The 26,438-nt window shown below is 45.2% G+C and carries 26 protein-coding genes; 23 read left to right on the top strand and 3 right to left on the bottom strand.

The window, feature by feature from the left end:
• The first annotated feature begins 2 nt into the window (after positions 1–2).
• The 8 genes from cydB (at position 3) to AC50YG_RS04300 (ending at position 8,419) form a co-directional block, all read left to right on the top strand.
• On the top strand, positions 3–1,016 hold the full coding sequence (gene cydB, locus AC50YG_RS04335) for a cytochrome d ubiquinol oxidase subunit II (RefSeq protein WP_494824940.1): 1,014 nt from the start codon (positions 3–5) through the stop codon (positions 1,014–1,016).
• A complete protein-coding gene (gene cydD, locus AC50YG_RS04330; RefSeq protein WP_494824938.1) occupies positions 1,016–2,764 on the top strand; it encodes a thiol reductant ABC exporter subunit CydD in 1,749 nt (582 codons plus the stop codon). Before cydB ends, cydD begins: the two co-directional genes overlap by 1 nt.
• Positions 2,751–4,499, top strand: coding sequence for a thiol reductant ABC exporter subunit CydC (gene cydC / locus AC50YG_RS04325; protein ID WP_494824936.1), 1,749 nt, complete (start codon positions 2,751–2,753; stop codon positions 4,497–4,499). The genes cydD and cydC overlap by 14 nt, the downstream gene beginning before the upstream one ends.
• A gap of 112 nt (positions 4,500–4,611) precedes the next feature.
• Positions 4,612–4,971, top strand: coding sequence for a hypothetical protein (locus AC50YG_RS04320; RefSeq protein WP_494824934.1), 360 nt, complete (start codon positions 4,612–4,614; stop codon positions 4,969–4,971).
• Positions 4,968–6,305, top strand: coding sequence for a right-handed parallel beta-helix repeat-containing protein (locus AC50YG_RS04315; RefSeq protein WP_494824933.1), 1,338 nt, complete (start codon positions 4,968–4,970; stop codon positions 6,303–6,305). The genes AC50YG_RS04320 and AC50YG_RS04315 overlap by 4 nt, the downstream gene beginning before the upstream one ends.
• Positions 6,302–6,871: a nitrous oxide reductase accessory protein NosL gene (locus AC50YG_RS04310; protein ID WP_341282770.1), complete on the top strand. Its 570-nt coding sequence runs from the start codon at positions 6,302–6,304 to the stop codon at positions 6,869–6,871. The genes AC50YG_RS04315 and AC50YG_RS04310 overlap by 4 nt, the downstream gene beginning before the upstream one ends.
• Positions 6,868–7,689, top strand: a complete 822-nt coding sequence (locus AC50YG_RS04305; protein ID WP_494824930.1) for an ABC transporter permease — start codon at positions 6,868–6,870, stop codon at positions 7,687–7,689. Before AC50YG_RS04310 ends, AC50YG_RS04305 begins: the two co-directional genes overlap by 4 nt.
• On the top strand, positions 7,682–8,419 hold the full coding sequence (locus tag AC50YG_RS04300) for an ABC transporter ATP-binding protein (RefSeq protein WP_341282772.1): 738 nt from the start codon (positions 7,682–7,684) through the stop codon (positions 8,417–8,419). The genes AC50YG_RS04305 and AC50YG_RS04300 overlap by 8 nt, the downstream gene beginning before the upstream one ends.
• Positions 8,420–8,522: 103 nt before the next feature.
• Here AC50YG_RS04300 and AC50YG_RS04295 read toward each other — a convergent pair whose 3' ends face one another.
• Complete coding sequence (locus AC50YG_RS04295) at positions 8,523–9,032, bottom strand: FixH family protein (RefSeq protein ID WP_494824928.1); 510 nt, start codon at positions 9,030–9,032, stop codon at positions 8,523–8,525.
• 16 nt (positions 9,033–9,048) lie between these two features.
• Positions 9,049–10,467 carry a PepSY-associated TM helix domain-containing protein gene (locus tag AC50YG_RS04290; protein WP_494824926.1) on the bottom strand — a complete coding sequence of 473 codons (1,419 nt, stop codon included), beginning with the start codon at positions 10,465–10,467 and terminating at the stop codon, positions 9,049–9,051.
• A gap of 222 nt (positions 10,468–10,689) precedes the next feature.
• On the opposite strand from AC50YG_RS04290, the gene AC50YG_RS04285 reads away from it, so the two are divergent.
• From AC50YG_RS04285 to AC50YG_RS04245, 9 genes are read left to right on the top strand one after another with little or no spacing between them, the layout of a single operon-like run.
• On the top strand, positions 10,690–11,505 hold the full coding sequence (locus AC50YG_RS04285) for a nicotianamine synthase family protein (protein ID WP_494824924.1): 816 nt from the start codon (positions 10,690–10,692) through the stop codon (positions 11,503–11,505).
• The gene (locus AC50YG_RS04280; protein ID WP_494824922.1) at positions 11,502–12,833 is read left to right on the top strand and encodes an opine metallophore biosynthesis dehydrogenase; all 1,332 of its coding nucleotides are present in this window, start codon (positions 11,502–11,504) and stop codon (positions 12,831–12,833) included. Before AC50YG_RS04285 ends, AC50YG_RS04280 begins: the two co-directional genes overlap by 4 nt.
• Before the next feature lie 23 nt (positions 12,834–12,856).
• Entirely contained in the window at positions 12,857–14,479 is a 1,623-nt protein-coding gene (nikA, locus tag AC50YG_RS04275) for a nickel ABC transporter substrate-binding protein (RefSeq protein WP_494824920.1), read from the top strand.
• Position 14,480: 1 nt separating this feature from the next.
• Positions 14,481–15,425, top strand: a complete 945-nt coding sequence (gene nikB, locus AC50YG_RS04270; protein ID WP_494824918.1) for a nickel ABC transporter permease — start codon at positions 14,481–14,483, stop codon at positions 15,423–15,425.
• Positions 15,422–16,306 (top strand): nickel transporter permease, encoded by an 885-nt coding sequence (gene nikC, locus AC50YG_RS04265; RefSeq protein WP_494824916.1) that lies wholly within the window; start codon positions 15,422–15,424, stop codon positions 16,304–16,306. The genes nikB and nikC overlap by 4 nt, the downstream gene beginning before the upstream one ends.
• A gap of 22 nt (positions 16,307–16,328) precedes the next feature.
• Positions 16,329–17,216 (top strand): ABC transporter ATP-binding protein, encoded by an 888-nt coding sequence (locus tag AC50YG_RS04260; protein ID WP_494824914.1) that lies wholly within the window; start codon positions 16,329–16,331, stop codon positions 17,214–17,216.
• Positions 17,209–17,994, top strand: coding sequence for an ABC transporter ATP-binding protein (locus AC50YG_RS04255; protein WP_494824912.1), 786 nt, complete (start codon positions 17,209–17,211; stop codon positions 17,992–17,994). Before AC50YG_RS04260 ends, AC50YG_RS04255 begins: the two co-directional genes overlap by 8 nt.
• Before the next feature lie 43 nt (positions 17,995–18,037).
• A complete protein-coding gene (locus AC50YG_RS04250) occupies positions 18,038–18,913 on the top strand; it encodes a DMT family transporter (RefSeq protein WP_494824910.1) in 876 nt (291 codons plus the stop codon).
• Positions 18,914–18,924: 11 nt separating this feature from the next.
• Positions 18,925–19,605 (top strand): class I SAM-dependent methyltransferase, encoded by a 681-nt coding sequence (locus tag AC50YG_RS04245; protein ID WP_494824908.1) that lies wholly within the window; start codon positions 18,925–18,927, stop codon positions 19,603–19,605.
• Between the two features lie 186 nt (positions 19,606–19,791).
• Here AC50YG_RS04245 and AC50YG_RS04240 read toward each other — a convergent pair whose 3' ends face one another.
• Positions 19,792–20,676 (bottom strand): SDR family oxidoreductase, encoded by an 885-nt coding sequence (locus AC50YG_RS04240; protein WP_494824906.1) that lies wholly within the window; start codon positions 20,674–20,676, stop codon positions 19,792–19,794.
• A gap of 144 nt (positions 20,677–20,820) precedes the next feature.
• Between AC50YG_RS04240 and AC50YG_RS04235 the strand changes: the two genes are divergently transcribed.
• From AC50YG_RS04235 to AC50YG_RS04210, 6 genes are all read left to right on the top strand, one after another.
• Positions 20,821–21,144, top strand: coding sequence for a winged helix-turn-helix transcriptional regulator (locus AC50YG_RS04235; protein ID WP_494824904.1), 324 nt, complete (start codon positions 20,821–20,823; stop codon positions 21,142–21,144).
• Positions 21,145–21,302: 158 nt separating this feature from the next.
• Positions 21,303–22,526 (top strand): sensor histidine kinase, encoded by a 1,224-nt coding sequence (locus AC50YG_RS04230; protein ID WP_494824902.1) that lies wholly within the window; start codon positions 21,303–21,305, stop codon positions 22,524–22,526.
• Positions 22,523–23,170 (top strand): response regulator, encoded by a 648-nt coding sequence (locus AC50YG_RS04225; protein WP_494824901.1) that lies wholly within the window; start codon positions 22,523–22,525, stop codon positions 23,168–23,170. Before AC50YG_RS04230 ends, AC50YG_RS04225 begins: the two co-directional genes overlap by 4 nt.
• 240 nt (positions 23,171–23,410) lie before the next feature.
• Positions 23,411–23,737, top strand: coding sequence for a hypothetical protein (locus AC50YG_RS04220; RefSeq protein ID WP_494824900.1), 327 nt, complete (start codon positions 23,411–23,413; stop codon positions 23,735–23,737).
• A 20-nt stretch (positions 23,738–23,757) separates the two neighbouring features.
• Complete coding sequence (locus tag AC50YG_RS04215) at positions 23,758–25,026, top strand: alpha/beta hydrolase (RefSeq protein WP_494824899.1); 1,269 nt, start codon at positions 23,758–23,760, stop codon at positions 25,024–25,026.
• Between the two features lie 566 nt (positions 25,027–25,592).
• Positions 25,593–25,862 carry a hypothetical protein gene (locus AC50YG_RS04210; RefSeq protein WP_494824897.1) on the top strand — a complete coding sequence of 90 codons (270 nt, stop codon included), beginning with the start codon at positions 25,593–25,595 and terminating at the stop codon, positions 25,860–25,862.
• Positions 25,863–26,438: the final 576 nt, after the last annotated feature.

Here is a 26,438-nt window from a genome sequence, read left to right as displayed (position 1 = left end):
CGATGTCGCTTAGTGATTTGTGGTTTTTGTTAATTGCCGTATTATTTACAGGCTTTTTCTTTCTTGAGGGCTTTGACTTTGGTGTTGGTATGGCAACGGGCTTGCTTAGTCGCAATGATAGGCAGAAAAGAGTGCTTATCAATACCATTGGTCCTTTCTGGGATGCCAATGAGGTATGGCTGATCACGGCCGCCGGGGCTATGTTTGCTGCTTTTCCGCATTGGTATGCTACGATGTTCAGCGGCTATTATGTCCTGTTTACGCTTATTTTGATAGCACTTATCTTAAGAGGTGTCGCATTTGAGTTTCGCGGCAAGGTGGACCATTCATGGTGGAGGAAAACATGGGATATAGCCATTCTGATTGGAAGCAGTGTTCCTCCGCTGTTATTCGGTGTTATGTTTGCTGGGTTACTCAAGGGACAGCCCATAGGACAAGACATGGAGATGCGATCTGGATTCGCCGATGTTGTGAACAGCTACAGCTTGTGGGCAGGCATTACGATTGTCGGTTTGTGCTTGCTGCATGGCCTTACCTTCATTTCTCTGCGGACAATGGGAGAGCTGCGAGAGCACTCCCGCCATATGGCGGCTAAATTTTTACCCGTGCAAGCTGTTTTGTTAGCTGTGCTTGTGGTATGGACCTATTCCGTCACTGATTTATTTGAACGCCGTGGAGGCTTATTGCTGGTATTTGTCCTGATAGGAGTCCTTGCGGTGTTGCTTGCCGGATGGTTCCTGAAGCGGGGACAGGAAGGCAGAGCCTTCTGCATGTCGGGGCTGTTGATATTGCTGACATTTGGATCGTTTTTTGTTGGACTTTTCCCTCGATTCATGGTCAGCTCAATAAACACAGCGTTTGATCTGACGCTTTATAACGCCGCTTCCAGTGCTTATACATTAAAAGCAATGACGATTGTGGCAGCTACGCTCCTTCCCCTTGTTCTGGCATACCAAGCCTGGAGCTACTTTGTCTTCCATAAACGTGTCAACGAGAAGGAGCATTTGGAATACTAATGGACAGGTCATGGTTTCAATTAAAGGGAATCCAGCTGCATATGCTGCTGCTGACTGTGCTTTCCCTTCTTCAAGGAGCAGCTATTATAGGTCAAGCCACCTTTTTGGCCAAAGCCATTACGTTGTTATTTGAAAATAAGCCGATTGATCAAGCAACTCAGCCGTTGCTCCTGTTTTTGATAAGCTTCGTCGCTCGCCAAACTTTCGTCTGGCTTCAGCGACGGCTTTCCGGCGGCTTCGCAGAAAAAAAAGCTGAAGCCATTCGGCAGCAGCTGCTTGTGGCGATATTCGGGCATGGTCCGAGCTTTGCAGCGAAGCAGGGGAGCGGGCGTCTGGTAACGCTAGTGTTAGACGGAGTGGATCGTTTTCGTATGTATTTGGAGCTGTCGATTGCCCGTATGATTGATATGCTCTGTGTTACGGTTCTACTTTTGCTGTGGGTATATAGGCTGGACATGATATCGGGAATCATTCTGATGTGTACGCTTCCGATACTTATCGGTTTTTTCATTCTGCTCGGGTTCGCGGCAAGGAAGCAGGCTGACAAGCAATGGCGAACTCATCGGATGCTGTCGCATCATTTCACAGATTCCTTGCGGGGCATACTTACGCTGCGCTTTCTGAAACGGAGCAGAGCACATAGCGAGTCGGTCGGAAATGTCAGCAATCAATACAGGGTATCGACTATGCGAACGCTGCGTGTGGCATTTCTTTCGTCTTTTGCCCTTGATTTCTTCAGTATGTTATCGGTTGCTTTTGTCGCAGTAGGCTTAGGCATTCGTTTGGTAAATGGAAATCTCGGACTCGAGGTTGCGCTGGCCGTGCTCTTAATCGCACCTGAATATTTCACGCCCGTCAAGCTGCTGGGTACGGATTACCATGCTTCTCTCGATGGCAAAGAAGCCTGGGGCACGATTCGCTCCATTGTTAGCTCTAAAAAACAATTTGAAGCAGGGCAGGAAGACAAACCTCCTTCTAGGCTAGCAGAGCAAAAAGGAGGGCTGGCTATGGAGCTTTCTGGCATCGAGGTTGCGGGCGATGCAGGGACTTTTCTGCTGAAGAAGGTGTCCGTACAGCTTCCGCAAAATGTTACCCGAATTGGCATTGTTGGTGCCAGCGGGGCAGGGAAAACGACACTTCTTGGCTTGCTGAGCGGGTTCATTGAACCAGATCGCGGTGACTTTCGTGTGAACAACGTACGGATGACCGGAACCGTCAGAGAAGAGTGGCGACGCCAAGTGGCCTATATTCCGCAGCATCCCCACCTGTTCAGTCAATCGCTCACTGATAATGTCAGGTTCTATGCTCCAGATGCCACACAGGAACAGGTTGAGAGGGCGATAGACACGGTTGGGCTGCGTTCTTTGGTCGATCAGCTTCAGACGGGAAGCGATTCGAAAATTGGAGAAGGTGGAAGAGTGCTAAGTGGGGGGCAAGCACAACGTGTTGCACTGGCCCGTGCGCTTCTGAGTAGCCGTCCCGTCATTTTACTCGATGAGCCAACGGCCCATCTTGACATTGAGACCGAATACGAACTAAAGCAGATGATGTTAACTGTTCTACAAGGAAGAAAGGTGTTTATGGCTACACACCGTCTGCACTGGATGCCAGAAATGGAATTTATCCTAGTACTGGAGCAGGGTCGCCTTGCAGAAAGCGGAACACATGAGCAGTTAATGGCGCAGCAAGGCGTCTATTATAATTTGATCTTGCAAGGCTCGGGGGAGGTTGGCAATGAAGGGGAATGACCATCGACAAATCGGATGGCTGCTGCCTTATCTGAGACAGCATGTTTGGACCTTCACAGCCGCACTTTTACTCGGTGCTTTGGCACTTGGCTGTGCAGGTGCACTGCTGTTCACTTCGGGCTATCTGATCTCACGCTCGGCATTAAGACCTGAAAATATTTTGATGGTGTATGTGCCGATTGTGCTTGTACGCACCTTTGGCTTTGGCAAGGCTATTATTCAATATATGGAGAGACTGACTGGTCATGATGCGGCACTTCACGTATTATCACGCATGCGTGTTCGATTGTATCGCGCCCTGGAGCCGCAGGCGCTGCAGCTCCAAACCCGGTTTCGCACAGGAGATTTACTAGGGCTGCTTGCAGAGGACATTGAAAAGCTCCAGAATGTTTATTTAAAATTCCTGCTTCCCGCCTTATCTTCCATCCTCATTTATGCTGTAGGAGTAGCCGCATTGGGACGTCTGGATCGTATGCTCGCACTTATGATGGCACTATATTGCGGCTTTTTACTATTTCTAGTACCCTTCTTTGCTTTAATGGCATCGATGGGGAGAAGGCGCAGAGCAAAGCAAGTCCGTAGTGAAGCTTATCAGGAGCTGACGGATGCAATGTTCGGCATGTCCGACTGGATTCTGAGCGGCCGAATTCAGCCGTTTTTGCAATCCTTTTTCAAAAAGCAGGAATCCTCTTCGCGGATAGAGAACTCGCTTCGCCGCAGCGAATGGCGGGTAAACTGGATTTCTCAGTGCGGTATAGGTGCTGCGGTTATGGTTATGACACTATGGGCAGGACGGCTAGCAGATGAAGGAACGATTCCAGCGACCTGGATAGCTGCACTGGCGCTTATTGCCATTCCGCTTCTAGAGGCCATGGTACGTGCAGCAGGGGCCGTAGCCCAATTGCCGGAATACCAGACTTCACTTAAGCGTCTGCAGGCTATAGAAAATGAAAATGCCACGGATGGTCGAATTTTCACATATTCCATTGCCTCTAAGCCTTCAAGTTTGTTGCCGAAAACAGGGCTGCTTGACCTACAGGGAGTAAGTTTTCGTTATTCTCATTCACGGGAATGGGCCGTAAATGATATTTCTTTACAGCTTCCTAAAGGAGGGAAAATTGCAATTCTAGGACGCAGTGGCTCCGGAAAATCGACATTATTGAATCTGATGCAAGGAGAATTACAGCCTGATAGGGGCAGTGTTAAGGTGAACGGTATTCCTGTAAATGCCGAAGCCGGAAATTCGAATTCGTTCTCCGTATTAAATCAGAATCCGTATCTGTTTGATACTTCTGTTGCTAATAATATAAGACTTGGCCGCCCGGAAGCTAGCGATGAGGAGGTGCGTTTGGTTACCGAGCAGGTGCGTTTGAATGAGCTGATTGAGTCTCTGCCAGACGGATACCATACAAGGATGGAAGAAACAGGGCTTCGTTTTTCAGGCGGTGAAAAGCAAAGAATCGCGCTCGCACGTATCTTATTGCAAAACCACCCGATTGTACTTCTGGATGAACCTACTGTTGGGCTTGATCCAAAAAATGAGCGTGAGCTTATGCGGACTGTTTTCCGCGTTCTGCATGGAAAAACGGTCGTTTGGGTCACCCATCATCTGAGTGGCATGGAAGAGATGGATGAAGTGATTTTTATGGATCAAGGCAGGATCAGCATGCGAGGCACGCATGAGCAGCTTATGAGGGGAAATATGCGATATCGCAAGCTTTACGAATTAGAATGAAGGTGCATGTTCATCATAGCCCTTTTGAGGCATACGGAAAAAAGTCTATTTTTGTTAAAATACAATTAAGAAACGATAGCGGGTAGGTGAAAAATTGCGAACAGTAGTCAAAATGACAGCAGTAGTAGGTTTAATTTGTACGTTTCTAGGAGCATGTTCTGCTTCTACTACCGCTCCTCTTGATCCGGCAGCTCTGGAGGCATCATTGACGACGGAGCCGGCTGCTCCATCAGCAGGTACCCCCATTAAGCTGAGTGCCGCATTTACAGGCGCCGAGCTTTCCAAATCATCTGAATTGACGTTTGAAATTCGGGTGGATGATAAACAGGCGTTAGTGGAGGCTGAGAAGGGAGGAAGCAACACGTTTGACGGGGTGTACACCTTCTCTAAATCTGGGACTTACGAGGTTTATCTGCATTTGTATACCGAGGATATTCATTTAACGAAAAAGAAGCAGGTTGTGGTTCAATGAAGAACGTTCAAAAATCCATATTGGTATTCCTATTGGGTGTTTTGTCCTTTATTTACATAACGCCTTCCATAAAAGCAGAGGAACAGGCCAAAGATTTGCAGTCCCTCATTAATGAGGCACAGCCAGGCACTACGATTATTCTGCCACAAGGAATATATGAGGGCCCCATAGTGATTGACAAGCCCCTTCAATTGGAGGCGAAGTCAGGGGAAGAGGTCACAATAAACAATCCTTCTAATAAGCCCGCTATTCAAATTATTGCTAATGATGTGGCGTTAACAAGAATCACAATTCGTGATGAACAGGTTAAGCAGCAGCCAACTGTGCTGATTCAGGCAGACGGCGTGTTATTGGATCAGTTGCAGATCCATACGGGCTCCTTCGGCATTAAGATGAGGAAGGCTGATTATGGTGAAGTGCGAAATACGAGTATTGTATGGGCAGGGAAGGGGGCTAATCGGTCAATCAAGATGTCCGACAAGGGAAACGGAATGGATCTGTATGACTCAGATAACAATACGTTTTATGGAAATACCGTCATCGCTATGCATGATGGCATTTATATGGAGAATAGCGACAACAATTTGGTTGAAGAAAATTATTTTGAGCGGCTGCGTTATGGCGTGCACTGCATGTATACAAAGGGAACGATTATACGCCATAACATCGGGAGGTTGAATATTACCGGAGCTATGGTTATGGCAGCCCGTAAGGTTGAGCTTTCTAATAATCAATTCACGAAACAAAGTGAGAATGTGAACTCACAGGGAATCCTTTTGTTTGATGCACATGAAATAATGGTTTTCGATAATCATGTGGAGGGAAACCGGGTTGGGTTATACGTGGAGCAATCGACACTCAACCGTATTACAAACAATAGCATCGTTGGAAACTTTATTGGCCTCCAGTTGCTAGATGCTGAAAACAATACCATGAGCGGAAATCAGTTTATTGGCAATGTGGCAAGTGCTGCGTCTAGGAACAGTGTCAATAATACACTCGATGGAAACTATTGGGATACTTTTCAAGGCATTGATCTGGACGGAGATGGAAAAAGCGAGATTTCTTACGCGATTAATCCTTTTTTCCAAAGCCTTGTGAAAGCAAAGCCAGGCTTTCAGCTTTTCTTTCAGTCTCCAGGTATGGTCTTTCTTGAAGGGCTTTACCAGTCGCAAAGAGAGCAATGGGCATCAGATGCTTCTCCTTTGATGGAGCCAACGGAAAATGCTCGCTTAGTTATATCCAAGCAGACCTTGCAGCACTCCGCTATCATAGGAGTCTTACTGCTTTGTCTATCTATATTATTCATTTATATGGGGGTAAGAAAAAGATGAAAATGAAGTCATTTAACGCAATGCTTTTGATAATGGTTATCGTACTGCTAACGAGTGCCTGTGGAGCAAAGGAATATAAGCCGCAGGAGATTAATGAAGAAACCGATATATGTGTCATTTGTAACATGGCGGTAAAAGATGACCCCTATGCTACGCAAATCATTACGAAGGATGGACAATCCTTGAAATTTGATGACATTGGCTGTATGAATGATTGGAAGGTTCAAAATGGAACGGAGACGGTAGGGGCTGAGTTTGTAAGAGACCATAACAGTGGAAACTGGCTCAAATATGAAAATGCCTATTATGCTTACGACGCGGAATATGTGACCCCAATGGCCTACGGCGTGATCGCCTTCGAGAACCAAGCTTCCGCACAAGCCTATATCGCTGAACAAGGTAAGGGCGAATTGCTTAGCTCAGCTGATCTAAAGGATCATAAGTGGGAAGTGAACCGCGATATGATGGACATGGAAAATATGGAGATGCACAACGAAAGCATGCACTCCGATGATAGTAAAGAAGAGATGGAAATGGGTCATGGAACAGAAGGGAAGGACTCGTGATTCAGACCGCGCACGTTGCAATAAGGGAAGTACGGCTAGGGTTTCGCAATCCGTGGGCCTATTCCTTCATGGGACTGTTTGCTATATTTATGCTGTGTCTGCTCCTCATCAATGCGCAGGGCTACGTACAAGGCTATTCGGGTATTACGGGGACGACGCTTAACTTAATTTTATACTTATTGCCACTAATGGCATTGCTGCTGGGCTCTTTTTCCTTGACTGCCGAGAAGGAGGACGGGAGCTGGGAGCTGTTATCCGTCTATCCGTTAAGCACATGGTCCTTTATCCTCGGCAAATATATCGGGCTCGCGATTGTGTTGCTTGTTATTGTTTCGATAGGCTTTGGGTTGGCAGGTGCTCTAGGATTTGCTGCAGGCTCTGGCTTTGGACTGCTTACTTACTTGCAACTGCTGGCTTTTTCCAGCAGCGTGGCCTTATTTTTTCTAGCTATCGCTCTGTTAATAGGTACGCTAGCGAAAAACCGTTGGCAGGCATTAACGATTGCCGTAGCGATCTGGTTTTTTGCGATTATTGGCTGGCCTCCGCTGCTTATTGCAGTGCTTGGCTTCATGCCTTACCCCATGATCAAACCTACGGTGACGCTGCTTACCTTTCTTAATCCAGCGGAGCTGTCCCGTCTATTTACAGTTGTAAAGCTTGGAGGCGGAGCTATTTTAGGTCCTGAATATTATGAATGGATTACATGGATCAGACGGCCTAGCGGCAACTTAGATTTTGTAGCAGTTGCACTAATATGGATTGGAAGTGTAATGGCAGCTGCACAACTCATATGGGAAAGGAGGCGCTTGCGTGGCTAAACCGATGGTTAGACTAGATGGGATTACAAAAAAGATGAAGAAGCAAGTGATTATAGAAGGGCTTAATCTACAAATAGAAGAAGGCCAAATTGTAGCATTATGCGGTGGAAATGGTGCAGGCAAGAGCACGATTCTGAGAATGATCGCGGGCATTTCGCATCCTGACAGTGGCAAGATTACGGTCGGCGGGTTACAGTGGAAAAATAATCGTAAGCGTTATGCGGACCTTATTGGCTATATGCCTGATGATTTTCGCTTTAGTCAGGGATTGACCGCATTCGAAACACTCGCCTTCTGGGCCGCGCTTCGTGGGGTACCACAGAGGAGAGTTAAAGAACTTCTGCAAGAAGTCGGGCTTGAGGATACGGGAAAAAAATCAGTCTCAAGCTTCTCTAAAGGAATGAGGCAGCGTATATTGTTTGCGCAGGCTTTGCTGGCAAAGCCACCTGTCGTTCTAATGGATGAACCTACGAATGGACTTGATCCTTACTGGATCGAATCTTTTGTACGTATGGTTAAAGAAACCGCTGCGAGCGGTCAGACCGTTATCTTCTCCACGCACCAGCTTCATGTAGCCGAAGCTCTGGCAGATCGTATTGCTTTGCTACGAGGAGGTCAAATTGAGCTTGAAGGTACAGCAGCTGATATTCGAGCGCAGCTAGGCGCGAGCGGACTGCAGGCAGCATTCGCTGAATGGTTTGGATTAACCGGAAAGCTTAACGGATACTAATCGGCTACTAATTGTATAGGTTATTCGATACTTAAACCCAATAACCCCGAGCCTGTGGCCCGGGGTTATTGGGTTTAAGTATCGTTATTTAATACTGTTCGCTTTAATGATGTCCGCCAGCAGCTGGAGCAGGCGCATCGGAGTGCTGCGCACTTTCAAGCTGTGCAAGGCGCTCTATGGCAGAGGCTCCAACCGCGAAGCGTTTAGTTGGCAGCACCTGAGCATCGGCAAATTTGATTCGAGATTGGACATAATACACTCCGTCTTCGTCAATGACATAAGCGGCGGTATACAAACCTGGAGAGGTTTCCTCGGCTTTAAGGGTTATGGCAGAATCCTTGCCGTCTTCCCGCCATATGACAAATTCCGCTGTATTCGCGTGCTCAAGCGGCTTATTGCTTTTAGACACTGCTACAGAAAAAACGTTGGAGCTGCCTTTTTCGAATGACTTAGGCAATTGAAGATTTACACTTAAATGAGGCGGCAGCCCGTTCTCATCCGTCACTACGGCTTTGGCGGTACATCCGCATAGCAACAAGACAATAAGTAGAAAGACAATAAGCAGTTGCCATGCCCATGTGTACATATTACGGTTGACTTTAATATTCATCATTAAACTCCCCTAGCTACTAGACCGAGAACCAGTGCCGAAGCGACTTTATTCTACGGAGAATGAATAAATCAAGAGCGATAACGATCAGAATGGACGAGCCTACTAGCGGCATGATGGCACCGCAAGCCAGCATAATAACCAGCACAGCAATGGTTATTTTGGTGCTTTTGGGCTTGGCTGGTGCTCCAAGCTTGCCAGCTGGTTTTCTTTTGCGCCACATGACATAAGAGCTGATAGATACGAGTATGAGGCCTATGCAGGCAATCAAACCCAGTATTTGATTGGCAAGTCCAAACAATCGCCCTTCATGAAAGGCTATCCCATAAGAAATGGCTTTGCCCATAATCCCGTAATCCGCAAAACGAACATCGGTCAGAACGGCACCACTATATTGGTCTATATGAAGCGTAGCGCTTTGCCCCGTCGTCGAATGGGCAGTAGACACCGTAAACACACCGGTTTCTCCCGCAGGCTTTGTAATCGTGTAAGGCATAATCACCCGCTGCTCATCGGCAATACCGGCAATGTCGTTTAGGCTCAAAGGAACGTACCCGCCGGCGATTGAAGCCGGGACTGGAACATTCTCCGCTGCCCAAGGCAGATCCTCGGCAATATCCTGTGCTACGGTGACGGAGTCCGGTTTGGCTCCGAAGCTGTAGGCAAAGGGCGGGGTATTCGTATTAGTTGAATTGGCTACCTTGTCAATTTGACTGCCCATGATTCCGGACCAAGGAAGTCCACTTGCGATAATAACCAGCAGCACAAGCGAAAGCCAGAAGGCAGGAACGGCATGCAAATCACGCCAAAAGAGCCGGCTGCCTGGTTTGCTAAGCCGTGGCAAAATCGTTCCCCAAATGGCTGCTTTGCTGCGAGGCCACCAAAGGAAAAGTCCTGTTAGGATTAATATAATAGCCCAGCATGCAGCGAGCTCTACAAGTCGATTGGCGAAGGTGCCCCCGATAACAAGCTCACTGTGCATTTTTTTGAAAAAGGCAGAGAACGTCTTGTTGCTATCCAGCATGCCAAGCGCATGTCCCGTATAAGGATCTACATACATGATGGTAGAAGCTCCATCGCGAGTGACGGACAGCTTATAGCTCGACTTCGCGTTGCTGTCCAGCGTAATCGAGGAAATAACCGTACCCGGGTAAGCTGTTACTATTTTGCCCACAATACTCTCAGGTGCCAGCGGAGCTGTCCCGACTTCGCGTACCATCAGCATATCCTTGTACAAATAACCTTCAATTTGAGGCTTAAATAAATAGACGGCTCCGCTAAACGCTAAAATAATTAAAAAGGGCGCGAAAATAATACCGGCGTAAAAATGCCATCTCCATACAGACTGATAAATAGACTGGCGTAATCCTGCTGAAGTTTTGCTTTTCACCTCGGGTGTAGAAGAGCTTGAATGTTCTGCTGGCATTGTCCTCATCATATAACTCCATTCCTAAATAAATAAAATCCTCCTTCATTATACGTGTGCCTTTCTAGTTAGCCGATGACTCATTAGAGCTATCCTACCGGATATGAAACTATCCTCGTTCATCATTTGTTCAAAAAACAGGATAAAATTGGCTCTCTTGAGTCATAGGCGGTATTTACTATTTATGTAATATTGGATAGGACATTGCCTTTGGCAAGCGAATGGAGGGAGCTTGTGAAACGGAAATATTCACTTTTGCTGGACTTAAAATCATTTGATTATGAAATCAGCCTCTTGAAAGATTATTCGAATGAGCACGCAGATTGTTATGAGCTGCTGCAATTAAAGCTGGATACGCTTTGTCAGTACATTATGAATGAGCAGCATCATGAGAGTTGGGAGCAGTGGGGGCATAACGAAGAAATTATACACCAAAGTGAAAAACTTCGATCGACCAGTAATCAGGCGCTTTGTGAACTGGAGAAATATCAGAGCAGCCAGCTATTGCAAAACAAAGAAAGCTTAAGTGAGTATTTGACTTTACTGTCTTCCTCTATAAAAAAAGAGCTTTTGGATTTTGAGTTTTATTCTGATTCTCGTGTGCTATTTATCGGTTCAGGTGCTTTTCCATTATCGGCGCTAACGATTGCAAGAGAGACAGGGGCAGAAGTGCTATGTTTGGATGTAGACGAGGAGGCGGTCAACCTTGGAGGGAAAATAGCGGAGATTGCTGGGCTGCGTAATCGGATTCGATTTTCTGGCAGTGATGTAGAAGGGCTGCATTATGCTCTGAAATCCACACATATCTTTATTGCTTCTTTAGTAGGAAACAAATTCGAGGTTTTAGAGAGACTTAAACCGGCTATTTCTCCGGAAACATCTATTATTTTACGATACGGCAATGGAATAAAATCTATTTTTAATTATCCTCTTGCGATAGATGTTGGAAATGAATGGGAGAAGAAATGGTTTACGCGAAACGACTGCATTTACGATACGCTGGTTCTGAAAGCAAAGCTTACTTTAGAAAAGGTGGCACGTGAGCAATGATGGATAACACGCATACCCCTTTTGGCAGCACCTTAATCATAGGGGCCGGTCCGGCAGGCATCCACGCGGCGGTTAACTGGAGTAAAATGTCTCGCTGTGTAGGTTTGTTGAATCGTAAAGGTAAGCACTCCCAAAAAGTGAATGAAGCACTTGAAAACAACCACTTTCAGTTGGATTGTGAAGTGCAGGTTTCTGGTCATCAGCATATATCAAGCCATGCAACCGTAGAGTGTTTTTATGATGGCTATGATGAGCTAGAAGATTTGTGGGACACTATTGTAATCGCTACGCCGAGTGATTGCTATGCCCAAGTAATAATAGAACTACAGCGAAGCGCGTTACGGAAAGTAAAGCAAGTCATTCTTCTTTCTCCCGGACTAGGCTCTAATGCATGGGTTCAACATTTATGGAAGGCTGCAAGGGGACAAATTGAAGCGATTAGCTTTTCGACTTATTATGCGGCCTCCAAATTTTCTCCTGCCTCACAAAATGTGTTGAAAACAGTTGTTAAGGGGATTAAGCGGAAGGTATGGATTGCCTCCAGCCAAGCTGCTAGTTCCATGTCTTTTGTAATAAAAGAGTTAGTGGAGTCATTAGGGATTCAATGTGTTGTTGTCCACTCTCCGTTGGAAGCAGAATGCCGCAGTATTACCACTTATGTTCATCCGCCCTTCTTTATGAGTGAATTTTCTCTTCATGAAATTTTTAGGGAAGAACGCTCGAGGAAGCATATGTATAAATTATATCCAGAAGGCCCTATTACTCCTAACGCCATACATGTCATGGTACAGCTTTGGAAAGAAATATCTCACGTATTAGATGGACTTCATATTAACTCGTTTAATTTATTGAAGTTTTTGAACGATGACAATTATCCTGTGCACGAAATGAGTATTTCCAGAGCGAGCATAGAAAATTTTCAGAATGCGGAACAGATTACGCAAGAATATCTCCTTTATACTAGGTATGCGTCCCTATTAATTGATCCATTTTCCATTCCAAATGAGCAAGGAAAGTATTTTGATTTTTCAGCGGTTCCATACAAGCAAGTATCGCTTGATGAACATGGGTTTTGGATCATACCTCGGGTTCCCTACGAGGATTACAAAAAACTACTCTTAATTCGAGAATTAGGTCAACTCATGGGCATCCTTCTTCCGCAAACCCAGCATTTAATCACGCAGTTTGAAAATAAATTAAATGCCTTTGCTGAGGAAAAGGGAAGGAGTCATTTCAGGCAGGAGCTGTTTGAGGATCAAAGTAATGAGCAGGCATTAGCTATTCTTCATTCACATAATGTTCAAGTACATAGCTCTAACGGGTCATAGGAAAGGAAGGGGAAACTTGACACATGTACGATGCGAAAAAAAGGTATCAAATGGATTTGAAAATAATCGGAGCGGCTTTTTTGCTGCTAGCACTCCTAACGGCGGGGTGCTCCTCCAATCAGGCTGTTACGAATGACAAGGGGTCAACTAACAGTGAACAGTCATCTTCTACAGAAGCAGATTATGTAGTAGCGGATGAGAACAAAAAGATGACGATTATTCATAGCCTTCCCTCTGATACGTTGGACCCGCATAACGGCTGGATCTCGCTTCGAGCGGGTGTTACCGAAACACTGGTTCGTTTAGATAAGAATATGAAGGTATCGCCTTGGCTGGCTAGCAAATGGGAAGCCATAGATGAGCTAACTTGGGTATTTACGCTCCGAGATGATGTCACTTTCCAGGATGGTACAAAGCTGGATGCCGCAGCTGCTAAAGCCTCATTCGAACGGGGCATTGCCGATAGCACGGCTCTGAGCGCATCGCTAAAAATCGCTTCTATGGAAGCGATCGGTCAGGAGCTCACGATCAAGACGAAGGAGCCCCTGCCTGCATATCCAACCGAACTGGTGCATCCAACGACAAGTTTGATCAGTGTGGCTGCTGAAACGGCAATAGGTAAAGAAAAGTTTAATCAAGCACCGGTTGGCACAGGCCCTTTCAAAATAGCAAGCTTTGTGCCCGGTAAAGAAATGAAGCTTATACGCAATGATGAATACTGGGATGAGTTGGCGAAGCTAGCGGAGGTTACATACCAGTTTAACGCTGATGCCAACATTCGTACATTAGCCTTCCAGTCAAAGCAGGCAGACGTTGTGTATCATCTGGCACCAGAGTCGCTTGAGGCTATTGGAAAAGAACAAGGCCTCACTGTAGAATCTGTCACTAGTCTTCGTACTCATTATTTCACTTATAATCCTGCAAGCAACCAAGTAACAGACATTAAAGTTCGACAAGCCATCGATAAGCTTATCGACCGTGATGCGATTGTTAACGGTATTATGCTTGGTCATGCTAAGCCTGCCAACGGGCCATTTAATTCGAGCCTAGCTTTTGGTAATCCTGGAGCAGCTCAAAAGCTGGATCAGGCAGGAGCGCTGCAGCTTTTGGAGAGAGCAGGTTACGTAAAAGAAACAAGTGGAAAGCTGGAAAAGGACGGGAAGCCTCTAACCTTAAAATTAATCGCGTTTACAGGAATAAATCCCGAGCTCCCGCTTATTCCTTTGCTCGTGCAATCCGAAGCGGCCAAAATTGGCATCACGATTGAAATCATGTCTGTAGAATATCCGGAAGTCTATATCAAGGATCATACAGATTGGGATATTTCGACGAGTAGTTATTTAACCTCACCGCGAGGCGATGGAGGCTCATTCCTGAATTCCACGTATGTTCTTGGGGGCGCGTACAATCCTGCCAACATTCATATTGAAAAACTGGATCCCCTTATCAAGCAATTAAACGCAACGGGTGGAGTAGAAGAGCGAAATGAGCTGACTCGCCAAGCGGTGGAGGTCATTAATGAAGCGATGCCGCATTCGTATATTATTTACCCAAACATTTTGGTTGGGGTAAATAAGCGGATTGTGAACTGGAAGCCGGGAGCTGAGGAATTTTACATTGTAACCAATAAACTGGATGTGAATTAAAATGCTTAGGCATTTCACATCAAGGTTCATCCAACTTGTAGCTGTACTGATATTACTTAGTATGGTGACCTTTATCTTAATGAAGCTGGCACCGGGTGATCCAGTGCTAGCTATTTTACAAGCTAGCGACGGTGCACTGACACAAAGCAATCAAGAAGCTATCCGGGAAGAGCTGGGGCTAAATAGGCCGATCTATGTCCAATACGGAAACTGGTTCAAAAATGTGCTCAGCCTGGATTGGGGCAAATCCATGACGAGTAACCGAGAAGTATGGACGATGTTAATGGAAAGACTGCCGGCAACCATCTATCTTGCTTTGGGTGCGCTCGTTGTACTGCTTGTTTTCTCCGTACCCTTGGGCTGGCTGGCTGCAAAATATAAGGGGCGACTGCCCGATACCTTCAGCCGACTCTTCGCTCTATTTGGGGCTTCTATACCTAGCTTTTGGCTTGGATTGCTTTTGGTTTATGTATTTTCCTATCATCTAAATTGGCTTCCAATGATGGGGAGCGGCAGTGGTCTTCATCTTATATTGCCATCGGCCACGCTTGGGTTTGTGATAGCGCCTGAGTACATCCGGCTACTGCGGGCAGGGCTAATTGACACCATGTCACAGGAATATATCCTTGCTGCCAAATCAAGAGGAATTTCAGAATGGAGGATTACGATTCGTCATGCGATGCGTGCTGCCCTGATGCCCATTGTATCGATTTTTGGGATAAGTATGGGGGCTTTAATGGCGGGATCTGTTGTGACTGAATCACTATTCGGCTGGCCGGGGCTCGGCAGTACAGCTATAGAAGCCATTAGGCTGCGTGATTACCCCGTCATTCAAGGTTATGTGATATTAAGCGGATTCTTTTTTCTTACGGCTAACTGGCTTTCGGATATTGGCCTTGCCGTTCTCGACCCCAGACTTCGCTTGCAGAAAGCGGGGCGTCTATGAAAAAGAATCAGACTCTAGATATAAATAAGAAGCCTGGAGCTTTGAGAAAAAGGCATCGCTTTTTTAGGCATCCCATGTTAATGATCGGTACGGCAATAGCTCTTTTTTTTCTCATCCTGACTTTAACGGGTTCGTGGCTGGCTCCGAATGACCCGCTTCTGATTCAAATGCAGGATCGGCTGCTGCCTCCCTGTTTTACCTATCCGCTAGGTACGGATCATCTAGGTCGCTGCATTTTATCTAGATTGCTTGTAGGGGCACATACAACATTAGGCTTATCACTTGCAGTCATCTCAGTAGTCGTAGCGATTGGAGTACCCATTGGGCTAATTTCCGGCTACAAAGGCGGTCGAGCGGATACGATTTTAATGCGCATGGCTGATGCCTCGGGAGCACTGCCTGAATTTTTGATCGCGGTTGCCGTTGCGGGAATTGTCGGACCAGGGCTGATGAATGTGATGCTCGCTGTCGCCTGTGTAAAATGGATTGGTTATGCCCGTGTTGTACGGGGAGTTGTGATGTCCGAACGGCAGAAGGCGTATATTATGGCGTCTATTGTCGCTGGGAGTTCGACTGGAACAGTCATTAGACGTCATCTTCTTCGCAAAATAGCTTCTCCTTTGGGCATTCTTATTGCGGGGGATGTAGGGAGAACGATTCTGCTTATTTCTGCCCTTTCTTATCTTGGATTAGGCGCGCAGCCACCTGCTTCTGAATGGGGGGCCATGCTCAGCGATGGGCGGCCTTATTTTCAGGCAGCGGCACAACTGATGATTTACCCAGGATTATGTATTTTAATTGTCGTTTTGGCATGTAATATGCTAAGTGACGGTTTGCGCGAGCTGCTCGATGTCCGCAGAAGTTCATCCATTAAGTCCTGAAATGGACGGAAGGGGGTTAATGATGTTAAGAGATGGACGGAGTATCCCGCTTAAGACTGATCTTGAGATAGCTTCATATCCCTCGCAGAATGACGAATCGATGGTTCTGAGTGTAAAGCAACTGCAAATCGAAATAGCAGATCATGAACGGAGCAGGGTGCTCGTTCAAGGAATTTCATTCGATATCCGTAAAGGGGAAATGCTTGCACTTGTAGGGGAAAGCGGGAGCGGAAAAACCCTTACAGCCTCTGCGATTGCCGGATTATTGCCCAAGACACTGAGCGCCTCGGGTCAAATTCATTTTGCCAGCCAAGATTTAATGAAGCTGAGAGAGAAGCAGTGGAAACCGCTCCGCGGCAAACAAATCGGCTGGGTTTTTCAAAACTATCAGGGCAGCTTCACACCTTATTTAACCATTGGCTCACAGCTGCTTGAAATGATCCAAACGCATGAGCCATTATCCAGAAAAGAAGCGAAACAAAGGGTACTAAGCTGGTTGGAGCGGGTAGATGTTCCTGCGGAGCGTGCATATCGTAGTTTTCCGTTTCAGCTAAGCGGCGGACAGCGGCAGCGAATTGCGCTGGCAGCTGCATTAATGCCTAAACCGACCTTATTAATTGCAGATGAACCGACCACTGCTCTTGATGTGCTGACGAGCGGGAAAATCATGGAGTTAATTTTAAAGCTGCAAGCAGAGACAGGCTGCGCCGTTCTATTTATTACCCATGATTTGCGGAAAGTGTTGAAAACAGCGAACCAGCTTGTGGTAATGAGAAGAGGTCACATGGTTGAATCCGGGAAAGCCTCGAAGGTACGAAACCATCCGGACCATCCCTACACACGAGAGCTGCTAGCGGCTTGTCCAAGGCTGAGTCCACCAGTCGTGCAAGGGAGGGCAGCTCGTGAATAAGCTTTTGGAAGCCCGGAATTTACTGAAGCATTACAAGCGAAATAGCAAAATAATAAAGGCTGTACAAGACATTTCCTTTGTCATTCACGCAGGGGAATGTGTGGGACTGGTCGGAGAAAGCGGCAGTGGAAAAAGCACACTCGTTCGACTTCTGTTGGCTTTAGAAAACCCGGATCAGGGCGATGTCTATCTTTCAGGTCGCTCCTTTAGCTCTTCAAACAAGCGGGAATTGCGAAGGATGAGGCAAAGTATACAGGTTATCTTCCAGGACTCTACTGCTTCTCTAAATGATAGCTTGCCCGTGTGGCGCTCCGTCATGGAGCCACTCGATAATTACCCGAGCTTTACGCCGCCATACCATGCCCAAAAAAAGCTTGGAAGAAGGGATACCGCCTTGCTTTTATTTGAAATGGTTGGTTTGGAGGGGGAGCTTATGGATCGCTTTCCTCATGAATTAAGTGGAGGACAGCGCCAGCGTGTTTGCATCGCTCGTGGAATCAGCCTGTACCCGCAAGTACTCCTTTGCGATGAACCGACCTCCAGCCTTGATGTGACAACGCAAGCTCAGATTTTAAAGCTTCTTAAAAGCCTGCAACAGCAGTTAGGGATGTCTATGTTGTTTATTTCACATGATCTAGCCGCTGTAGAGCAAATGAGCAATCGTATACTGGTCATGAACGATGGTCGCCTTATCGACCAATTCGAAAGCTCAGACTTATGGAGTGAAGAGCGTCACTCCTACACTCGCATGCTTGTTCATGCTGCACAGTATTTATGATTTCTTATTCGATAGGTTGTCATTTGGCTTGAAGGAGAAAATCATGAAAAACGGATTTTGGTTTGCCTTGCTTTCTTCGCTTGTATTCAGCGTCATGAATGTCCTTGTCAAAGCGGTCAGCGATCACATTCCAGCGGCTGAAATCGCCTTTTTTCGAGGACTGATTGGTACCGTTTTAATTGTTTTCTTCATGCAATACAGCAAGACGAGCTTTTCTAGAAAGGGTATTCCCATGCTTATGGTCAGAGGACTTATGGGCGGTTTGTATATGCTGGCCTTTTTTTATACGTTGTCCCGAATGCCTTTAACCGATGCGAGTATATTGGCACAGACCTCACCGATCTTTGTCGTTTTGTTATCTGCGATTATTCTGAAAGAACGCATACAGGGAAACGCAAGGTGGCTGCTTGTGCTTACCTTCATAGGTGCTGTATTTTTAATCAATCCCTTTCAATATTCAAGCTTCTCGCTAATCGCTATAGTGGGCTTGCTGGGGGCATTATTCTCTGCAGCGGCAAGTATCTCGATCCGTCATTTAAGCAAATCACACCCAGCCTATGAAATCGTATTTTATTTTGTCGCGACCTCAACGTTGATAGCCATACCCTTTATGTGGAATTCTTTTGTAGTTCCAGGTCTAATGGACCTGCTATGTTTGTGTGCAATTGGTATCGTTTCATTGCTCGGTCAAATTTTCCTAACAAAAGCCTTTACGCATGAGAATGCTGTTGTCGTTCAAATGATTAGTTACTCGGGTTTGCTCATGAATGTGCTTTTTGGTTTGCTGCTTTGGTATGAGATTCCAAGCCTAATGACGATTATAGGCGGTATTTTTATTGTTGCTGGCTGCATTGGACTGTCCCTTCGGAAGCGAGGGCAGCCGCATGGCGTACAAATTCAACCAAATATAAAGCGATGAGGAGAAAAATGATGAATCCAAAAGAGAGCTTTTATGATGTATGGTGGAAAGACGGAGATCAAAGCATGGAGGATTCTCATTTGGCTCACTGGAAGCGTGTACTGGAATATATTCCAGAAGATGATTTGCGGACAAGCCGTATACTGGATGTTGGCTGTAATCAGGGAGGGTTTCTACGCATGCTCTATAATCAGCGCCCTTTCAAGGAGGCTGTGGGAACTGACCTTGCAAGGCAATCCGTAGATGTGGCCAATGAGCGAAAAGGGGATTTGCCCATTACGTATGCCGTTACTGCTGAGCCGGATAAATTAGGACAAAGCTTTGATTATGCGTTCAGCCTGGCCGTTTTATACTTACTTGATGATTTAGATGATCACGCAAGACGTATGAGACAGTGTCTAACGTCAGGCGGGGTCTATTATGCAACGTATGCTGACTATCCAAACAACCCAAGCTTCCCGTTCATCAGAGAGTCCATCAATCAGAAATCAGCCCAGCCTATGCAAGAGTATTCATTGGATACGATCGCAGAAGCCTTCTTTAATGCAGGTTTTCAGGTCGGGGTGCGCAGAATGATACCTACAGATTTTGTTGAACTCACTCCACAGCAAAATTGGTATCAATGCGCTGCGGACAAGCTGCAGTATGCTTACGAGCAAGCCTATGTATTTAGATTTGTTGCAATAGGATAGGGATACGCATGGAATGCAATCTATATAGAAAAAGTAAACCTGCAGCAGTCAAGGAACATTAAAACGCTCAAAGAAAAAAATCGTTCGAGTGGTACAATAGCTGAGAATTTAAAAAGTAGATTCGCGAAGAATCTACTTTTTAAAAACTGATTATTAAAATATGAAGGACTCACCCAATGGCTCTTCTTAAGAACGAAGCATTTTATTTACATGCGGTTGTTGTAACCAATCCTTCAGCGTGGTCAGTTGGAGATCAGGGACGATCACGCGATCCTTAACATCATAATAGTTGAGGGAATCGATATTGGCTCCAATCCAACGGTAGAAGCCCGCAACACCAGTTGCTTGCCTTGCACCCAGCACTGGCGTGAGAGATGCTTCGAAATCATCGTAGTTCAGGTAATGGAATGTGACATCTTGTCCCAGTGCTTGTGTAAAGCGATCCCCCAGTTCTGCACCCGTCAATGCTTCTGGCCCTGGAGCCAGCACCGTTTGTCCTGCCAGCTCAGGATGACTTAAAGCATAATAATGATATTGCGCTGCGTCATCGGAGTTAATCCAAGGAATAGGTTTATCTGCGGGCACAGGGTAGAACAGCATGCCGTTGTTGATGAGTCCTGGAATCAAGAAATTCTCCATGTAAAGTGTTGGTTTTACCAAGATGGTAGGAATGCCGCTTTGCTGTACGTACTCAATCATATCGCGCTTTACATCCAAAGTTTTGGTGTCGGTCGGCTGTTCCGGCAAGAAGCCATTCGAGTTCACTACAATCAATTTTACGTTAGCTTGCTTAGCAGCTTCAACGGCATTAGTAATGTGTTGCTTAATTAATGCTGTATCATACTCGATTGGCATATTCAAGAAGACTTTATCAACATCGCTGTTAACTTCTTTCAAGGTTTCTAGTACAGACAAATCGCCAACAAAAGCATCGATGCCTTGTTCCTTCAGCGCTGCTGCGTTTTTCTCCTGACGTGTGATTGTGCGAACGTTTATCCCTTTAGAGGTTAACAATCTTGCTACTGCTCCACCTTGTACCCCTGACGCTCCATAAACCAAAATAGTTTCCATTTATACGACAACCCCTTATAGTAAAGTTCATTTGTTCAATAACGAACCAAATGTTATATTTATAATAAACAACTTACAAACTTTATGTAAGTACGCACATTTGGGATATTAGGTATCTCACGTGATACTTTTGGAGGTAAACTCATGGAGACCAAACCACAGGAGAATTGTAGTCCATGCCCGGTCGAATTTGCAGTAAATGTTATTGGCGGGAAGTGGAAAATTTTGATCATGTACCATTTATTGAATAATGACATGGTCCGGTTTAACGAATTGCAAAAATTGCTCTCTACCGTGACGCATCGTACATTGACTCGCCAATTGCGCGAACTTGAAGAAGATGGGCTGGTCAATCGAGTTGCTTTTGCTCAAATGCCTCCTCGTGTCGAATACTCTTTAACGGATAAAGGAAAAAGTCTCACTCCTATTTTGTTGCAACTGCAAAACTGGGGACTTCAGCATATGTAGGTCTCTTGGACATCAGTAAAAACCAGTCGCACATGGGGACTGGTTTTTAAGTTGGTTATGTTTTTGAAGCAATGTTGGAGCAACTCCTGCATGCTGGCGCAAAACTGTATGGACAGGGAGGTTGTTTTTAAAATAGTACCTGATAGAGGTGATCATGCATGAATGATTATTCAAAAAACCAACCGTATAAAAGCTCCCGATCTGATATCCAAAATGTTCTGCGCGATTCTCGTCTACCTGCTTTAATCTGGGTCATTCTGATTTATTTTTCTGCATGGTTCTCCCAGCTTCCCATGTATCCCACATGGTTCGAATTTATTATTTTTACAGGTCTCATTCTGATTCACATTTTGCTGCATTGGTATGCCGGATCCGTTGTCGATAGAAGACCCTGGATTTATTTTGTGACGCAAGGATTTATTATCTGGGGTTGTGCGTTAATCATGCCTAATGCTCATTCTCTCATCTTTGTAAGTCTATTGACGGCTTTGGCCGGGCAAAGTATTGGTGTATACTCTCAACGGAATCAGGTGCTTTTGGTTTGTACCTTTTATTGTACTTTGTTTTCTGTTTCACTGGTTTGGCTCGGGACGACCGAGGATTTGCCATCAACATTGCCATCTCTCTTCTTCGTAATGTTTTTCGTAATCGGCTATGCTTCTTTGTTCTATAAACAAGTTCGTGCTAAATTGCGGACCCAATCGTTTTTAAGTGAATTGGAACGAGCGCACAGGAAAGTGGAGGATCTAACAATTGCCAACGAACGTCAAAGGATGGCCCGTGATTTACATGATACCTTGGCACAAGGGCTAGCAGGTCTCATCATGCAGCTTGATGCCGTGGATGCGCATTTAGAGAACGATAATATCCATCGTGCCCACGAGATTGTTCAGCTGTCGAAAGCCCAAGCAAAGCGCACACTTTCAGAAGCGAGAAGCGCAATTGACGACTTGCGTTCGTATTCTGCAGAGGTCATAGATATTTCTAAAGCGGTAAAGGATGAGGCTGAACATTTCACACATATGACAGGGATTCGTATTTCCACTCAGTTATCGATATCTCATTCGGTGGTACCGAAATTGATCTTCGAACATAGCTTACATATCATCCGAGAATGCTTGGCCAATACAGCTAAATATGCTAATGCTACGAACGTAGAAGTCGTAGTTGCAGCACGCGAAAACATAATTGAGCTAAGAATTACGGATGACGGAATAGGATTCGATTCCAAGCAAATCGAGAAACAATCCGGCAGCTATGGTTTAATTGGCCTATATGAACGAACCAGAATTATTGGCGGGGATATCAAAATCGAAAGCGGAAAGCAAGGAACAGAAGTTTCTGTGCGCATTCCATTACAACAGGAGGATACCATCTTATGACAATTCAGGTTCTTATAGTGGATGACCACCTAGTCGTTCGTGAGGGACTTAAGCTGATCCTGGAAACCAATCAAAGGTACGAGGTAGTCGCAGAAGCATCCAACGGTGTGGAAGCGGTCCGACTGGCGGAGGCACACAAGCCGGACATTATCCTATTGGATTTAAACATGCCTGAAATGGGCGGCTTAGACACCATGGCAGCGCTCAAAGCTAAAGGACTCGATATTCCGGTCATTATTTTGACTACCTACAACGAGGATGAAATGATGATTCGCGGACTGGCGTTAGGTGCCAAAGGGTATTTGCTTAAGGACACGGGAAGGGAGATGATATTTCGCTCGATTGATGCCGCTATGCGGGGAGAGACGTTGCTGCTTCCAGAGATCACTGAGAAAGTATTCGCTAACAAGACGTCAGGAAAGGTGAAAGAGCCAACCTCGGCGAAGACATCTCTTACAGATAAAGAGCTGATCGTGCTTCAAGCGATTGCCCGTGGATCTCGAAGTAAAGAGATCGGCTTCGATATGGGAATATCCGAACGGACAGTAAAGACTCATTTAACTAGTATTTACAATAAATTGGGTGTGGATTCGAGACCGCAGGCCGTCGCCGTCGCGGTGGAGCGTGGAATCCTGCATTTATGATTGAACATTTTATAGATTTGCCCGATCGTACACTTGGGGGTTGCCCTTTTGTACGATTTTTTATTTTTCTCCTTCGTTTATGATGGATGCATGAATCAAAGAGGAGTGGGTGCCAATCATCGCGGGATGGCCCTATTTTAAATTAGAATAAAGAGAAGCGGGAGGAGCTGCTGAATAAGGCTGGCCCAAAAAAGAAAGGAGTTTTTAAAAACCCATGGTCAAGAGTGCGATTTCGAACTTATGGTTCGTGACAACACGGCCGAGCCATTGAATGAACTGGAAATCAAGTTCGTTAAAACAATTATAACTCTTCCCGTAGATGTCTTGCTTCACTTATATCTGGATCTGTTCAAAGACAAGTCCATCGTTATATTCAAGGACAGCTTGCGACGGATGAGGTACGACGGCAAGCTCCGGCCCGATATTGACAACGACCTGATTTCCTTTAAATACGCGACTGTACAGTTCAATCTGATTTTATTTTACAGGGAAGCAGGCATTGTGACCAAAACCTGCGACCGGGTGGCTGTCATGTACAGCGAAACCTGCCCCTTCACGATTCAATAACTTAAATTGGAGGAGAAATTATGAAAAAACCACTGACAGCGATTATGACAATTGTGCTCGCACTGACCATGCTCTCCGCCTGCGGCAAAAATAGCGGGGCTTCCACACAGGAGGAAATTCCGAAACCGGAAAATAGCAGCACTTCCGCACAGGATGAATTTCCGAAACCGGTTGGAAGTTATACGGTCGGGCGTACACAGATGGACTTCAAGTACAAAGCATCAGACAATTCAGAAAGGGAACTGACGGCATTATTTTTCTATCCGTCCGACAGCAGTGAAGGCAAGCCAACGGCAGAATATGCATTTCCGGAGTTTCATTCACTGAGGGATGAGCTTCTGGTTAGATTAGGGGCTACAGCGGGTGGTGAGCAGCTTTTCGACTCCAATTTTAAGACAGGATCTTACGACGATCTGGCCTTGTCTGAAAAGGAAAAACAATATCCGGTTTTATTCTTTGTTCATGGCGCAGGCGCTTACCCGCAGCAAGGCACCTTGTTCTCTCAAGACCTGGCAAGCTCCGGCTATATTGTGGTGTCAATCGGCCATGCCGAAAGTGGTGTGTACAAACTCAAGGATGGACGAACGGTTGGTATGAAAGAGGAGTTTATGGACGAATTAACGAAATACGGAATGGAAGCGGCCGCCCTAACTCCCCCTGAAATTGTGACAGAGAAGCTCGAGGAAGAAAAAGCAATTGAGATTGCTCGTAAATTGACTTCGGCGCCTGAAGCAGTCAAGTTTGCAAAATATGCCGTTTTACAGAGCGAGGATGTTAGCTATGTCGCAGATAGTCTGCAAAAAATGAATGTAGGTGACATTGAATCCATGTTTAAAGGCAGATTGCAGCTTGAAATCGGTATGGGTGTGTTTGGACATTCTTTTGGAGGAACTACAGCGGCAATTGTTAGCCGTGACGATGACCGATTTGTCGGCGGTGTCAATCTTGACGGTAATATGTTAGGTGCCCTGGATAGCGACCTTAAGAAACCCTTCATGCAGCTCGGCACCGTGCTTGCTTATAATACGAATGCATTTCTTCTTGAGTCCAACAGCCAGGAAACTTACTTTGCCATTATTGATAATGTGGTTCATGGTGACTTCTCCGATTCCTTGTTTACTACTACGGATAAAGCCTCCAGAGGAACCCGGGACGCCATGGATCAGCGCAACATTATTACATCTTATACAAAGGCGTTTTTTGATAGATATATGTTGAAAAAGGAAACGGAAATTGAAAGCCTTACCTTTGACGGCGTAGAAATGATTAAGAAGCCTCAAAAGCCTTAGCATTTATTTGCCTAAATTTCGCCAGGGCATTCATCCATACCACCATGCATTAACGATTCGTCACCTTCTAGTACTGAATAATGGTGTGGTAGGAGATGAATTTAGAATAAAGCATATGGGGATATTCATGAAGAGGTTTTGAAAACATCTATTATATTTACCAGGATGTTATCGTATAATGGTCAAGTTCGTACTTTTGAATTCGAACAAATCATTGCAGCCGTCATATACATGGAACAGCCGTTAGTCCTTCAAATAAAAATGCTTCTATTGCTTCTTCATCAAGTGATCATTCATATGGTTATCTTTGGTGGCTCTTTCCAGATGGATATGGGTGTCGAGGATTTGGAGGACAGGAGATAAATGTAATTCCAGGCAGAAATTTTGTTTCAGTTATTCAAGCTACACCAACACCTTCGAGCAAAGCTTATGGAGATATCAACGAAAACATATTGAGAAAAGCTATTTTGTAGAATTTCCACAAAGTCGATCAAGGCGCGAGAATTACCAATTAAGAGAATGACACAAAACAGCCCTCAATCTATCTAGTGATTAGGGGTTGTTTTGTGTCATTAGACATGGACATAGAGACAACAAGCAGTCGTGGTAAGGTTTTGAGTCCATTTATACAGTATTTTCCTTATGCGGAAAGTATGGTTGTTAAATATTTAGAGCTTATTGATGCGGGGAACATCACTAAATTGGCTAAATTTTTAAACCCAGACGATATCGACGTTCCGGAGTGGGTTGCTAATGAAATAATAAGCAACTATGAGAATTTTTTTAGTTCCGTGAACATGTCAGTACGTTATAAAAACGGTTTACTTTCGTTATAGAGGACAGCAATGATAAAGAACACGAAATTGAATTGATTTATGGTGATGGATTGATGAGTATAAAGAATCAAGATCGTGGATCTTGATCCTGTTCTACAAGAGGGAAAAAAATCCTTGGCTGCGACGAAGAGCCAGAGGATAAACACATAAGAAAAACAACTCATAAACAACCTAAATAATGTGTCACATGATATTGGCGCGTCCCATTTATGTTATCGGGAGTGGCCTTTTTTTTATTGCCTTTGAACGGTTATCTAAGGGAGAATATGGGGAGCTATTTTCATCAATACTGTCCAGAGGGGACAGTTAGTAAGTACCGACTCATCGTATTTGATCATGAGAAGCAACCATTTATACCTCTCACCGAATATTATCATCATGAACTTCTCCAAATTGACTGTAATGAAAATGGCATATTTTCAAGCAAAATCTCCTATTGAATATGTGGATCATCTTCTTGAGCACGACCCCACTTTTTAAACATTTAACTTTACAAAGTAGAATGCTTCATGTATATTCAGAATGATAAGAGGTTTAATTTACCATAATAACCATCAACTTACGGAGGTGTGGAAG

The sequence above is a fragment of the Paenibacillus sp. J31R34 genome (genome assembly GCF_059383715.1).
This window is presented reverse-complemented; position numbering and strand designations above follow the sequence as displayed.